Genomic DNA, 12,042 nt, shown 5'->3' with positions numbered 1-12,042 from the left:
GAGAAGACGGTTGGAGAGTGGCCCACCCACCGCAAGTAGCTTCCGGATCCGCGGAACGTCTATTACACTCGATTACGTACGGTTACGTATGCCCGTCGACTTCGAGAGCTACTACCCCACGAATCTCCCCGACGAAGGGACCAACGGCCGCGAAATCCTGGAGTTCCTCGCGGCGAACCCGGAGACCGGGTACCGGCCGAGCGAACTCACCGCGGAACTGGGGATCCCCCGCGGGAGCGTCGGGACGACGCTCTCGCGGCTCCACGAACGGGGTCTCGTCCGACACAAAGGGGAGTACTGGGCGATCAACCCCGAGGCGTACGACGCGAGAACGGCGAGTCTCGTCGGGCTCGCCGCCGTCGCCGAGCAGTTCGAGGGCGACTACTACGACGAGAACCCCGACTGGGACGCCGATCTGCCCGATATCGACGGCGCCGGCGGGGACGAGCAGTGACGCATCCTCGCGGGACCGTCGTCGTCGCGACCGACCCGTTCGGGCAGACGCCCCGGCGACCGTATCTGATTCTCAGTGACGACGACCACCCCTTCGCGGGCGAGCAGTACATCGCGCTCGGGATCTCCACCAAGGAGTACGACGAGAGCCTCCCGATCGAGGGGTCGTTCGAGCGCGGCGAACTCTCCCGGCCGTCGTTCGTCTCCCCGTGGGCCGCCGTCTCGCTTTCGGCGACCAACGTCGATCGGGCCGTCGCCCGCCTCACACCGTCGTTCACCGACGAGTGTTCCGACCGCCTCGTCGCGTACGTGTAGCGCTCGGAACGCACACCGGCTGCGTTTACTCGAAAGCCGGGATCCCCGTCGCTGACGGTGATCCCGGCAGTGACTCGAAACGACTACTCGAAGGCCGGAATCCCCGTCAGATCCTCGCCGAGGATCAGCGTGTGGATGTCGTGGGTGCCCTCGTACGTGTACACCGTCTCCATGTTCGCCATGTGGCGCATCGGCGAGTGGTCGGCCGTGATCCCGTTACCGCCCAGCATCTCCCGGGCGATCGGCGCCTGCTCGCGGGCCATCCGGACGTTGTTGCGCTTGGCCATCGAGACGTGCTGGGGCCGCAGGTCGCCGCGCTCTTTCAGTTCGGCGAGACGGTAGGCCAACAGCTGCGCGGTCGTGATCCGGGTCGCCATCTCCGCGAGCTTCTCCTGCTGCAGCTGGAACCGCCCGATGGGGCCGCCGAACTGCTCGCGGTCGGTCGCGTACTGCCGCGCGGTCTCGAAGCAGTCCCGCGCGGCGCCGACGGCGCCCCACGCGATGCCGAACCGGGCCTGCGTCAGACAGGAGAGCGGCCCCTTCATCCCCTCGACGCCGGGCAGCACGGCGTCTTCGGGAACGCGAACGTCCTGCAGGCTGATCTCCCCCGTGATCGACGCCCGCAGCGACAGCTTCTCGTCGATCTTGTTGGTGGTCACGCCGTCCAGATCCGTCTCGACGAGGAACCCACGGACGGGGTTCCCGTCGGCGGAGCGATCCTTCGCCCAGACGACCGCCACGTCGGCGATGGGGGAGTTGGTGATCCACGTCTTCGAGCCGTTGAGGACGTACTCGCCGCCGTCTTTCACCGCGTGGGTCTCCATCGCGCTGGGGTTCGAGCCGTGTTCCGGCTCCGTGAGACCGAAGCAGCCGACCGCCTCGCCGGCGCCGAGGTCGGGCAGCCAGCGCTCCTTCTGTGCCTCGCTGCCGAACGCGTGGATGGGGTACATCACCAGCGCGCCCTGCACGGAGGCCATCGAGCGCAGGCCGGAGTCACACGCCTCCAGCTCCTGCATCAGCAGGCCGTACGCCGTCTCGGAGACGTTGGGCGAGCCGTACCCCTCGAGGTTGGGCGCGTAGAAGCCGAGTTCGCCCATCTCCTCGATCAGCTCCGTCGGGAACGTGCCGTCGAGCCAGTGCTGGCCGATGTCGTCCCGGACCTCCTCCTCGACGAAGCGGCGCGCGGTGTCCCGGATCAGCCGCTCCTCCTCGTCGAGGTCGCCCTCCAGTCCGACGTAGTCGAGCATGGTCGAGGTCGGGCGGGCGTCGGCAAAAGCGGTTCGCTATCCGCGGTTCCGGGAGCTACGCGTCGGCTTCCGCGCTGACGCCCTCGTTCGCGACCTGTTCGGCGTAGCGGGCGAAGTTCTCGAACAGCCGCTTCGCCTCGCAGGCCGCCTCGTAGTTCGCGGGCGTGATCTCCTCGAGCACCGCGTCGACGCGCTCGTCGCCGATCTGGTCGCGCTTCCCCTCGGTCACCTCGCGGGCGGTCGCGGCGTCGTACTCGGGGTGGAACTGCACGCCCCACGCGTGGCCCGCGCGGAACGCGTGGACGCCGTACTCGTTCTCCGCGAGCAGTTCGGCCGCCGCCGGCAGGTCGACGACGGCGTCGCCGTGGGTGGTGAACGCCGTGAACGAGTCGCCGAGCTCCCCGAGCAGCTCGTCGTCGGCGGCCTCGGGCCGGCGCTCGATCTCGTTGTAGCCGATCTCGAAGTCGTCCATCCCGGCGACGCGGCCGTCCAGCGCCTCCGCGAGCACCTGGTGGCCGTAACAGACGCCGAGGATCGGCACGCCCCGTTCGTGGGCCTCGGCCACCCAGTCGATCAGCGGCGGGATCCACGCCTCGTCCCAGTACACCGACGATCTGGAGCCCGTGACGACGACGCCGTCGAACGCGTGATCCGCGGGGAGCTGCCCCTCGGTCACGTCGAACTCCGCGAGGTCGGCGGGGAGCTCCCGCCGGAAGTTCCGCCGGGTGTTCTCGCCCTCGTGGGCGGCGTTCAAAAGTGCGAAGCGGAGCCTGCTCATACGTACTGATGGGCCGCCGGATAGAAAGACGCTTTCCCCCGCTGGAAACTGTTAACATCCTCCCCACAGAAACGCAGGGGCATGGTCACGACGACTGTCCGGATCGGCGAGTACGTCGCGGGGGTCGGCGCGGTCGGCGTCGCGCTGTTCGTCCTGGGGGTCGGGATCGTCCACGTCGCGGCGGGGGTCGTACAGGCGCCGCTGGCGGTGCTCGCGGGCTGTAGCCTGCTCGCAGCCGGCGTGCTCGCGCCCGCCCGTGCTCGGCGGGCGGCGACGGCACGAACCGGGCGGGCGATCGGCGCTCGGGTACCCCTCGCGCTCGCCGCCGCGGGGATCGTCCTGTTCGGGCTGTTCTTCGGCGTCAGCGCGATCTGAGCCGGCTTAGGCCGCGCCGTCCTCGGAGACCAGCCGCCACGCGTCGCCCTCGCGTTCGAGGTAGCCGCGGTGGACCATCTCTGCCAGCACCTCCTCCAGCCGGTCGGGCTGGGCGATCTCCATCTCGATGCGGTCGATCCCGTGGTGGTCGGCGAGCAGCCCGCGGATCTCCTCCTCGTCGAACGCCTCGGCGCCGTCCTCCTGGGCCATCGCGCCGGAGATCAGGTCGACCATGTCCTCGATGAAGTTCCACGGGTACACCATCCACGTCCACTCCGAGAGGTACTCGCCGACGTAGTCGGGCTCGAACTCCGAGGTGCCCAGCAGCTGGAGCGTCGCGGTCCGGACGGTTCCGGGGTTCCGGTCGCGGACGTACTCGTCGGCGCGCTTGATCGAGCCGCCGGTGTCGGCGATGTCGTCGATGATCAGCACGTCCTTCCCCTCGACGCTGCCCTCCGGCATCGGGTAGCGGACCTCCGCGCTGTCGGATTTCTCCGCGGTCCCGACGTAGTGTTCCATCTTCAGGCTCGCGAGGTCGTCCAGTCCGAGGAAGTCACAGAGACACCGCCCTGCGAACCAGCCCCCGCGGGCCAGCGCGACGACGACGTCCGGCTCGAACTCGTCGTCGCGTACTTCCTCGGCCACGTCGCGGCAGAGCCCGTAGATGTACTCCCAGTCGGTGATCGTGCAGTCGAAGTCCTCGGGGAGGTCGCTCATCGGTCCGTACGTCGGACGGCCGGCAGTTAAGGGTTCAGAACCCCGAACGAGCCATCCCCCCGGCCGCCACGGCCCGACCCATCCCTTTTTGCGTCACCGAGGGAACAGGCAAACGGATGCTGGAGTTGGAACACGGCTTCCGGGTCGCCGACGTGCACACCCGACTCGACCCGGACGAGGAGGCCGTCGCGGTCCGCGGCCGGCAGGTGTCCCCCGAGCGGCTGGAGCGGGAGATGCACCAGGCCGGCGTCGAGCGCGCGGCGGCCTCCCCCGGCCGCACGCCCAGCGGCGAGGGGTACCTCCGGGCGAACAACGCGGTCGCGCGGCTGAGCGTCGATCGCCCGCTGCTCGCGTTCGCCCGCCTCGGCGGCCCCCGGTGTGTCCACCGCGTGGTCGGCCCGCTGGTCAACCCCGTCGTGCGGCCGAAGTCCCACCACACCACCGCCGGCGACGTGGAGCAGTACGCCTACGACGACCGCTACCACGGGTTCACGCTCGACCCCGCCCACGACGGCCTCCCCACCGAGGGAGTCGTCGACGAGCTCGCCGCCGTCGGCGATCCGGTGCTCGTCCACGCGGGCGCGGACTGCCCGCCCCGCGCCGTCGCCGACACGCTGCTCGGCCGCGGCTTCCCCGTCGTGCTCACCTCCTTCGGCGGCTACCCGCTGGACGAGGAACTGATGCAGTCGGCGCTGGATCTGCTCGAGACGTACGACGAGCTCTACCTCGACACCGCGTACGTTCCCGACCGCGACATCCTCGAGCGGGGGCTGCTCGAACACCCCGACCGGATCCTGTTCGGCAGCGGCGCGCCCTCGGTCCACCCGAACGTCGGCGTCATGAGCGTCCTGACGCTGGACGTGTCCGAGGACGCGATGCGCCGCGCGTTCACCAAGAACCCTGCACGGGTCGTGCCGGGGCTGTTGCCGGATCTCTGACTCCCGATTTCGGCGGCTGCCGGTCGCCGCCTCTCACCGACATCGGCGGCTGTCCGTCGCCGCCTCTCACCGACATCGGCGGCTGATGGTCGCCGCCTCTCACCCCCGCCGATCGTACGTCGCGACCGCCCGCTCCCGTTCGACGGAGAGCCCGTGGGGGTTCCGTCTGTCGCTCCGATCCCGAGCCCGAGCGACCAGTCCGTCGGCGCTCCCGCGGGCGATCCCCGTGAGCACGTCCCGGCCGCTCCCGAACCACGAGGAGGGGCTCCCCTCGCCCCCGAGCACGGCTCGTGCGGCCGCGGCGGCGTCGCTGCCGGCGTGTGCGAGCGTCCGCCGCGCGACGGTCGGCCGCGGCCCGTAGTTCTTCGTCAGCCGGTAGCTGAGCGACCGGTACTTCCAGTTCCGGTCGCCCTCGTCCGGGCCGTGTGGCCCCGGCCCGTCGCCGGCGTCGTCGTCGTTCCCCGTCGCGGCCATCCCGTCGCGCCACGCCACCTCGTACCCCGAGCCGGCGAGGCGGTGGGCGGCGTCGCGCGCGCCGCCGGTCCGGAGGTACTCGTCGAACCCGTCGAGCGTCTCCCGCAGCGTCGAGGCGCGGAACGCGACGTTGTCGCCGTCGAAGTACGTCACGTCCCGGCCGGCGATCGTCCGGCGCTCGGGGGCGTCGGGGGGGTCGTCGCCGCGATCGACCGGCCCGGTGACGACGCTGGCGGCCGCGAGCCCGTCCCGGATCGCGTCGATCCACCCTTCCGCGACCCGCAGGTCGAACCCCAGCAGCGCGATCGCGTCGCCGCTGGCGGCGGCGATGCCCGCGTTGCGGGCGACGTTGATACAGCGATCGGCCACCTCGACGAGCACTTCCACGTCGTCGCGTTCGCGCACCATCCCGGTGGTGCCGTCGGCGGAGGGGCCGTTGACGACGACCACCTCCGCGTCGGGTGCACGCGCGGCCAGCGAATCGAGGCTGGCTGCGAGCCGGTCCCGACCGTTGAGCGTCGGGACCACGACCGAGAGTTCCATGCTCCACCCTCACCCGGCCGAGCCTTAAAAACGTGCCCGGCCGAGGACGGGCGAACGCTTACGTCGGCCCCGCGCCATCGCCGGAACGTGATTCCTGACTCCCACGTCGACATCTTCGAGGCCGAGTCGTTCGCCCACATCTCCACGGTCGGCCCCGACGGGTTCCCCCACGTGACGCCCGTCTGGGTCGACCACGAGGACCGAGAGTACGTGCTGGTCAACACCGCCCGCGGCCGGCGGAAGGAGAAGAACGTCCGGCACAACCCCAAGGTCGGGGTCTCGGTCTGTGACCCCGAGGACCCGTACCGCTACGTCTCGGTCCAAGGCGAGGCCGAACTCACCGAGGAGGGGGCGAAGGAGCATATCGACAAGCTCGCCCAACGCTACTTCGACGTGGAGGAGTACCCACACCACGGCGAGGAGTCCGGGCCGCGCGTGCTGATCAAGATCCCGACCGAGCGGATCATGACCTCCGGGTAGCCCGGAGGTTCTTTGCGCTCGCCGCGTGATCCCTCGGGCATGGTCTCCCGCGAGAACACGGTCATCGCCGCCTGCATCGCCCTCGCGATCGTGTCGCTGTACGTCGCGAACACGTTCACGACGCTGCAACAGTGGCAGTCAGCCGGGCTGATCCTCGGCGTCGGCGTCCTCCTGCCCACGCTCGTGAACGAGTTCCTCGACGGCCGGGAGCGCCACGAGTAGCCGGGGTCGAGCTCTCGGTCGTTCTCGCCACACCGAAACGTTGTTCGTGTGACGGGTCGTTCCCGGGCACATGTCCGAGCCCTCCGACACGGACTGGCGGTACGGCGTCTACCTCTTCCCGCTTCCCCCGTTGCTCTCCCTCGTCGCCGCCGGCGGGATGTGGGGGTTCATCGCCCTCACGTCGTCGGGATCGTTCTCCGACGCGGACGCGCTGGCCGGGATCGGCGCGTTCCTGCTGACCGTCGCCGGCTCGTGGCTCGCGATCCTCTTCGCGCTCGTCGTCGCCGTCGCGGCGTTCATGGACGCCCGCGCGCTCGCCGAGCGGGGATCGTGGTCGCCGAACCGGTACGCGGTCGGCGCGCTCGGGATCGTCCACCTCGCCGCGACGCAGCTGCTCCCGCTGAGCCTGCTCTCGACCCCGCTGTTGGCGGCCTACGTCTATCGCCGCCGCCAGCGCGTCCCGTGATCGGCCGACCGTCGCCCCCGCTCGCGGTCCGCCAAGCAGTACGGTTTTAGTGTTCGGCACGTGACTCCCGATAGCGTGAAGGGAAAGGAGTGGTACCAGGCCGACGACGTCGCCGAGGAGTACGACGCAAAGCGGTTCTCCCGCGGCGGCCGCCTGATCGACCGCCGGGAGAAGCAGGCGGTGCTCGACGCGGTCGGCCCCGTCAAGGACCGGGACGTGCTCGAGATCGCCTGCGGCACCGGCCGCTTTACGGTGATGCTGGCCGAACGCGGCGCGGACATCGTCGGGCTGGACATCTCGGACGCGATGCTGGCCCAGGGTCGGGAGAAGGCCCGACAGGCCGGCGTTGACGACCGCGTGGAGTTCATGCGCGGCGACGCCGCGCGGCTCCCGTTCCCCGACGACCACTTCGACGCGGTGGTCGCGATGCGTTTCTTCCACCTCGCGCCCACCCCCCGGAAGTTCATGGCGGAGATGGCCCGCGTCTCGAAGGAACAGGTGTTCTTCGACACGTTCAACGACTTCAGCACCCGGGTGCTGTACAACCGACTGCTCCCGATGGGCTCGCATCTCTACGGCCGCGACGAGGTCCACGATCTGCTCGACTCCGCGGGGCTCGAACTCGCCGACGCCGAACACGACTTCGTGCTGCCGTACGGCTTCTACCGGAAGATCCCCGACGCGATGGCGGGGCAGTTCCGCAAGCTCGACACCGCGATCGGAAGCTCGTCGCTGGGCGAGAAGCTCTGTTCGGTCACCTGGTGGAACGCCCAGGTGTAGCTACTCTTCGATTATCTCGCCGACCGCGAAGTTCGACTTCACTTCCGTCACCTCGATCTTCACCCGCTCGCCCACGTCGGCGCCGGGGACGATGATCACGTAGCCCCGCTCGACGCGGGCGATCCCGTCGCCCTGTTTGCCGATGTCCTCGACCTCGACGTAGCGCACCTCGCCTTTCTCGACTGGCGGCTGCGGTTCGCCCTCGCCGGTCGCCGTGTCCGTCGAGGTGGTGGTCGTCCCGCCGTCGCTCGCGCTGGCTTCGCCGTCGATCAGGGCGACACGGTAGGTGTCACCGGCCGAGAGCGAGCCGCGCTCGATCTCGCGTTTGGGCACTTCGACGACGTACCGTTCGCCTTCCTCGCGCACCGTCGCACTGAACAGACAGAGGAGTTCGTCGGAGATTTCCATAGCTGAGACTCGGCTACGACCAGTCCCCCCTGCGTAATATGTGTACCGCTCTCACGGTCCCCCTCGACGCCCCATCACTCGGTCCGCTCGATCGGCACGCCGTCCGGGCGCTTCGCGCCCTCGGAGTCGTGGACGACGACCTCCCCCTCGTCGGTCGCGACCGGCTCGTAGTGCTCCCGGAGGGAGATGGCCTCCTCCAACTCCCGGATCGCGCGCTCCTTCAGCGACTCGGCCAGCGCTTCGGCCTCCTCGCGGGAGATATCCCGGCCCAGCCCCTCGCACTCGTGGGCGCGGACGATCCCCTCCGAGTCGACGGGGTCGCCGGCCGGCTCGGCGGTACCGTCGAGCGCGACGCTGAAGGGGTAGGTCTCACAGATCAGCGGCCGGTCGGGGTGGACCGTGCACGCGCCGAGGCCGTCCTCCTCCTCGTAGAAGACGCAGTCGCCGCAGGCGTCGGTCCCGAGCGCCCACTCGAACGTCTCGCCCTCGGGGCCGTCGTCGCCCCCCGAGAGCCCGTACGGCATCGGCCGGGCCACGTCGCGCCACTCGCGATCCCCGTCCCCCGACTCCTGCAGCGTCCGGATCTCGTCGGGGAACACCGTCGCGGTGTGCGGTTCGGTGTCGCCCTCGGGCGTCTCCTCTCGGGTGCAGCAGGCGCCACAGCGCGTGCACTCGAAGCCGATCGACTCGATGGCGTCGGCGAGTTCGCTCACGTCGAGCCCGCGGGCACGGTCGAGCTCGTCGGTCAGGGACACGGTGGCTCTCGGCGGGCGGGCGGGAAAACGCCGTCGCCGCGGGCGTGGTCACGCGGGCGCGACCCGTCCCGTCTCGGGGCGCCACGTCACCCGTCCCTCCACGGCCAGTTTCTCGACGTGGGCCTGCACGGTCGCCCGCGCGAGATCGCGGACGCCCGAGAGCTCTTTCTCGTAGGCGGCGTCGACGACCGAATCGAGGTCGGTCGCGCCGTCCCGGACCGCCGCCAACACGGACGCTTCGCGGTCGAGTCGGTGCCGGATCAGCCGTTCGAGGCTCGCTCTGGGCGTGGGATCGTCGTCGATCACGGGGCCGTGCCCCGGCAGCAGTCGGTCGGGATCGCGTGCCCGCAGTCGGCGGAGCGCGGTGAGGTACGCCCGCAGGTCCCCCTCCGGCGCGCCGACGACGACGCTGCCCTCCGCCACCGCGAGGTCGCCCGACACGACGGTCCCGTCGCCGAGGTCGAACGCGACGTGGTCGACGGCGTGGCCCGGCGTGTCGAGGACTTTTACCGACCCGGCGCCGGTCCGGATCGCCGAGCCCTCCGCGATTTTGCGGTCCGGGTCGACGCCGGTCGTTTCCCGGAAGCGCTCGGGGCGGCGTGCGAGTACCTCCGCGCCGGTCTCGGCGGCGTAGTCGGCGACGGCGCCGACGTGGTCCGGGTGGGTGTGGGTGACGGCGATCGTGCCGACCTCGTGTTCGGTGACGAGTGCGTCGAGCTCCTCGGTTCGGCCGGCGGGGTCGACGAGGAGGGCGGGCGAGTCGCCGACGACGTAGGCGTTGGTCGCGCCCGTGGGTGCGCGGGTCTCGACGGGGACGCTGACGCGTTCGACGTGCATGGGTGAGGTTTCGCGGGCGGGAGTAAATGTTCGGCGGGGTTGGTGGTGCGGTATCTCTCTTTCTGGAAGAATCCGCGACAGCATCTCGTTCGTTGGCAACTGGGACCGCACCCGCGACAGCAGCTCGAAGCCGGACCACTTGCGACCGCAGTGCGCCGAGCACAAGGCTCGGCGCAGCACCGAGTCCCCACCCCTCCCCCCGCGATCGGCGGCGATCGCCGATCGCGAGGCGTCCACCGCGACCGCACCGCAGTCGTGGTCGGCGCGAAGCGGTCGCGCCTCCGTGCGCGAGCCGAGCGCGAGGGATGAGCGAGTGAGCGGAGCGAACGAGCGAATCGGCTGGGGAGGTGTGAGGCCTGTGCGGAGCGGTGCGGTCGCAAGTGGCCGACGATCGAGTCGCTGTTGCGGTCGCCGTTCAAGCCATTGCCGGCCGAGCTACCGTTACGACTACCTCTATCCTCGGTGACTGAGACCTCTCCAACGACTCCGAAACCTCAGTCCGCCTCGCCACCCAGATCCGGCGTCCGCGTCACGTCGATATCCACGTCACCCACGGTCGCGAACGGCGAGAGGTCCACGTCCGCGACCGCGTCGACCTCCGCCACCGAGTCGTACGGCCGCGAGACGACGATGTCCCCGGCGCGGCTGTCGTTCACGCCCGGAATCGCGGCGAGTTCGTCCATCGACGCCGCGTTCACGTCCAGCGGGTACGGCACGCCAGTCACCGACCGATACCCGTGGTCGACGATCGCCACGTCGATCGCGCGGTCGAGTTCGCGCTCGCCCGGAATCCCCACGAGCAGCGGGTACGTCCCGAGTTGGCGACCGAACGTCGTGCCGTCCTCGTGGTACTCCAGGTACACGTTCGGTAGCACCGTCCCCGGCGGGACGACGCGCTGGAGCATCGGGTTGTCCACCTGCTCGCGCACCTCGCGTTTGTACTCCTGGAACTGCTCTTTGTGCTCCTTCGCGATGTCCGCCCCGGTGTCGCTCATCTCCGTGCCGGAGAACGCCATCACCTGCCGGATGTTGATCCGGCGGAGCATCAGCCCCTCGTCGTACACCTGCCGCAGGAACCGACGATTGTGGTCGTACGTCTCCGGGCGCTCGCCCGCCAGCCCGTGGACGAGGTTGATCCCCGGCAGCAGCTTCGGCAGGCGGTTCTCCTCGGGGCGCCAGCCGCCGGCCTCGTTCACCACGCGAACGGCCTCCAGACACTCCTCCGCGGTGACGAGGAGGTTGTTCTGCTCCTGCACGACGGGATCCGCGCTCTCGAGGCCGAACGCGGCCGTGTCGCCCGGTGTGTTGTGCTCGGCGATGATCTCGATGGCCTCCCGCGACGCCTCGGGGTACTCCGTGATCGTCACGGGGTTCATGTTGTCGAGGTGGAGCGTCTGGAGGTCCGGCGCCACCTCGCGGATCCCGCCGTAGAGCTCGCGGATCGCGTCCGGATTGGGGGCCTCCCCGTCGCCGCCGAACGCGAGGATGTCCGCCTGCCGGCCGAGCCGGAAGTGCTCGACGCCGTGGTCCGAGAGGCGGTCCACCTCGTCGACGACCGACGCGGGCGTCCGGAACGCGGGGTTGCCGTACAGCGGTTCCGTACAGAACGAGCAGCGGTACGCACAGCCCCGCGAGGTCTCCATCTCCGCGATCAGGTACTCGGGGTGGTTGGGGTGCTGCTCGACGACGAACGCGCCCTTGGCGGCCCAGCGGTCGAGTTCCTCGTTATCGCGCATCCGGTCGTTGAACCCCTCCAGCCCCGAGTCGACGAGATCGTACGCCGCGGCCTCGATGTCGCCTTTCGCGACGAACTCGTAGTCGAGGTCCTTGCGCTCCATCTCCTGTGCGCCGGCGTTCTCCTCGCCGACGCCGAAGCGGACGGGGCCGCCGAGCAGCGTGGTCCCCTTCGCGGTCCACGCCAACTCCTTCACCTCGTCGGGCTCGGCGGGGGTGCCGCCGACGTACTTGCCGGGGACGGTCATCCCGCCGACGTAGACGAACAGGTCGGCGGTCGACACGTCGCCCCACTTCATCCGGTCCTCGCGGAGCTCGTCGATCGTGTGGTAGGTGATCTGCTCGCGGGGGACGCCCGCGTCGACGAGCGCGCCGGCGGTGAACCGGGGGTAGGTGGAGATGTACGGCGGCACCCCGAAGTGGGCCGGCTCGTCGACGTAGCCGTCGACGATGGTGACGGAGAGCGAACCGGGGTCGGTCATACCTCGGCTTGACGGTGGAGGGGTAAAACGCGTGTGGT

General features: G+C 70.0%; 16 protein-coding genes. 8 read left to right on the top strand and 8 right to left on the bottom strand.

Annotation, left to right across the window (positions count from 1 at the left end):
* Window positions 1–88 precede the first annotated feature (88 nt).
* Both ACQUSM_RS13100 and ACQUSM_RS13095 read left to right on the top strand, forming a co-directional pair.
* Window positions 89–454, top strand: coding sequence for a MarR family transcriptional regulator (locus ACQUSM_RS13100; protein ID WP_435119248.1), 366 nt, complete (start codon window positions 89–91; stop codon window positions 452–454).
* Entirely contained in the window at window positions 451–768 is a 318-nt protein-coding gene (locus ACQUSM_RS13095) for a hypothetical protein (RefSeq protein ID WP_435119246.1), read from the top strand. Before ACQUSM_RS13100 ends, ACQUSM_RS13095 begins: the two co-directional genes overlap by 4 nt.
* Before the next feature lie 83 nt (window positions 769–851).
* Here the strand turns inward: ACQUSM_RS13095 and ACQUSM_RS13090 are convergent, their stop codons facing one another.
* Window positions 852–2,015: an acyl-CoA dehydrogenase family protein gene (locus ACQUSM_RS13090; RefSeq protein WP_435119244.1), complete on the bottom strand. Its 1,164-nt coding sequence runs from the start codon at window positions 2,013–2,015 to the stop codon at window positions 852–854.
* 55 nt (window positions 2,016–2,070) lie between these two features.
* Window positions 2,071–2,793: a type 1 glutamine amidotransferase gene (locus tag ACQUSM_RS13085; RefSeq protein ID WP_435119242.1), complete on the bottom strand. Its 723-nt coding sequence runs from the start codon at window positions 2,791–2,793 to the stop codon at window positions 2,071–2,073.
* An 81-nt stretch (window positions 2,794–2,874) separates the two neighbouring features.
* Here ACQUSM_RS13085 and ACQUSM_RS13080 point away from each other — a divergent pair, with 81 nt between their 5' ends.
* On the top strand, window positions 2,875–3,168 hold the full coding sequence (locus ACQUSM_RS13080) for a hypothetical protein (RefSeq protein ID WP_435119240.1): 294 nt from the start codon (window positions 2,875–2,877) through the stop codon (window positions 3,166–3,168).
* 6 nt (window positions 3,169–3,174) lie between these two features.
* Here ACQUSM_RS13080 and ACQUSM_RS13075 read toward each other — a convergent pair whose 3' ends face one another.
* Entirely contained in the window at window positions 3,175–3,885 is a 711-nt protein-coding gene (locus ACQUSM_RS13075; RefSeq protein WP_435119238.1) for a phosphoribosyltransferase, read from the bottom strand.
* A gap of 116 nt (window positions 3,886–4,001) precedes the next feature.
* Here ACQUSM_RS13075 and ACQUSM_RS13070 point away from each other — a divergent pair, with 116 nt between their 5' ends.
* Window positions 4,002–4,823, top strand: coding sequence for an amidohydrolase family protein (locus ACQUSM_RS13070; protein WP_435119236.1), 822 nt, complete (start codon window positions 4,002–4,004; stop codon window positions 4,821–4,823).
* A 99-nt stretch (window positions 4,824–4,922) separates the two neighbouring features.
* Here the strand turns inward: ACQUSM_RS13070 and ACQUSM_RS13065 are convergent, their stop codons facing one another.
* Window positions 4,923–5,840, bottom strand: coding sequence for a glycosyltransferase family 2 protein (locus ACQUSM_RS13065; protein ID WP_435119234.1), 918 nt, complete (start codon window positions 5,838–5,840; stop codon window positions 4,923–4,925).
* Window positions 5,841–5,927: 87 nt separating this feature from the next.
* Between ACQUSM_RS13065 and ACQUSM_RS13060 the strand changes: the two genes are divergently transcribed.
* The 4 genes from ACQUSM_RS13060 (at window position 5,928) to ACQUSM_RS13045 (ending at window position 7,788) form a co-directional block, all read left to right on the top strand.
* Window positions 5,928–6,320 carry a PPOX class F420-dependent oxidoreductase gene (locus ACQUSM_RS13060; RefSeq protein WP_435119232.1) on the top strand — a complete coding sequence of 131 codons (393 nt, stop codon included), beginning with the start codon at window positions 5,928–5,930 and terminating at the stop codon, window positions 6,318–6,320.
* A 39-nt stretch (window positions 6,321–6,359) separates the two neighbouring features.
* Window positions 6,360–6,542 carry a hypothetical protein gene (locus ACQUSM_RS13055; RefSeq protein WP_435119230.1) on the top strand — a complete coding sequence of 61 codons (183 nt, stop codon included), beginning with the start codon at window positions 6,360–6,362 and terminating at the stop codon, window positions 6,540–6,542.
* A gap of 70 nt (window positions 6,543–6,612) precedes the next feature.
* Window positions 6,613–7,008 carry a hypothetical protein gene (locus tag ACQUSM_RS13050; protein ID WP_435119228.1) on the top strand — a complete coding sequence of 132 codons (396 nt, stop codon included), beginning with the start codon at window positions 6,613–6,615 and terminating at the stop codon, window positions 7,006–7,008.
* Window positions 7,009–7,083: 75 nt separating this feature from the next.
* Window positions 7,084–7,788: a class I SAM-dependent methyltransferase gene (locus tag ACQUSM_RS13045; RefSeq protein ID WP_435119226.1), complete on the top strand. Its 705-nt coding sequence runs from the start codon at window positions 7,084–7,086 to the stop codon at window positions 7,786–7,788.
* On the opposite strand, the gene ACQUSM_RS13040 is transcribed toward ACQUSM_RS13045, so the two are convergent.
* The 4 genes from ACQUSM_RS13040 to ACQUSM_RS13025 form a co-directional block, all read right to left on the bottom strand.
* On the bottom strand, window positions 7,789–8,196 hold the full coding sequence (locus tag ACQUSM_RS13040; protein ID WP_435119224.1) for a TRAM domain-containing protein: 408 nt from the start codon (window positions 8,194–8,196) through the stop codon (window positions 7,789–7,791).
* A gap of 74 nt (window positions 8,197–8,270) precedes the next feature.
* Complete coding sequence (locus tag ACQUSM_RS13035) at window positions 8,271–8,951, bottom strand: YkgJ family cysteine cluster protein (RefSeq protein ID WP_435119222.1); 681 nt, start codon at window positions 8,949–8,951, stop codon at window positions 8,271–8,273.
* Window positions 8,952–8,999: 48 nt separating this feature from the next.
* Entirely contained in the window at window positions 9,000–9,788 is a 789-nt protein-coding gene (locus ACQUSM_RS13030; RefSeq protein ID WP_435119220.1) for an MBL fold metallo-hydrolase, read from the bottom strand.
* Window positions 9,789–10,282: 494 nt separating this feature from the next.
* Window positions 10,283–12,004 (bottom strand): radical SAM protein, encoded by a 1,722-nt coding sequence (locus ACQUSM_RS13025; RefSeq protein WP_435119218.1) that lies wholly within the window; start codon window positions 12,002–12,004, stop codon window positions 10,283–10,285.
* Window positions 12,005–12,042 lie beyond the last annotated feature (38 nt).

The sequence above is a fragment of the Halolamina sp. C58 genome (assembly GCF_051195095.1).
Classification (GTDB): domain Archaea; phylum Halobacteriota; class Halobacteria; order Halobacteriales; family Haloferacaceae; genus Halolamina.
Note: the sequence above shows the minus strand (reverse complement) of the source record. Positions and strands in the feature narration are given on the sequence as shown.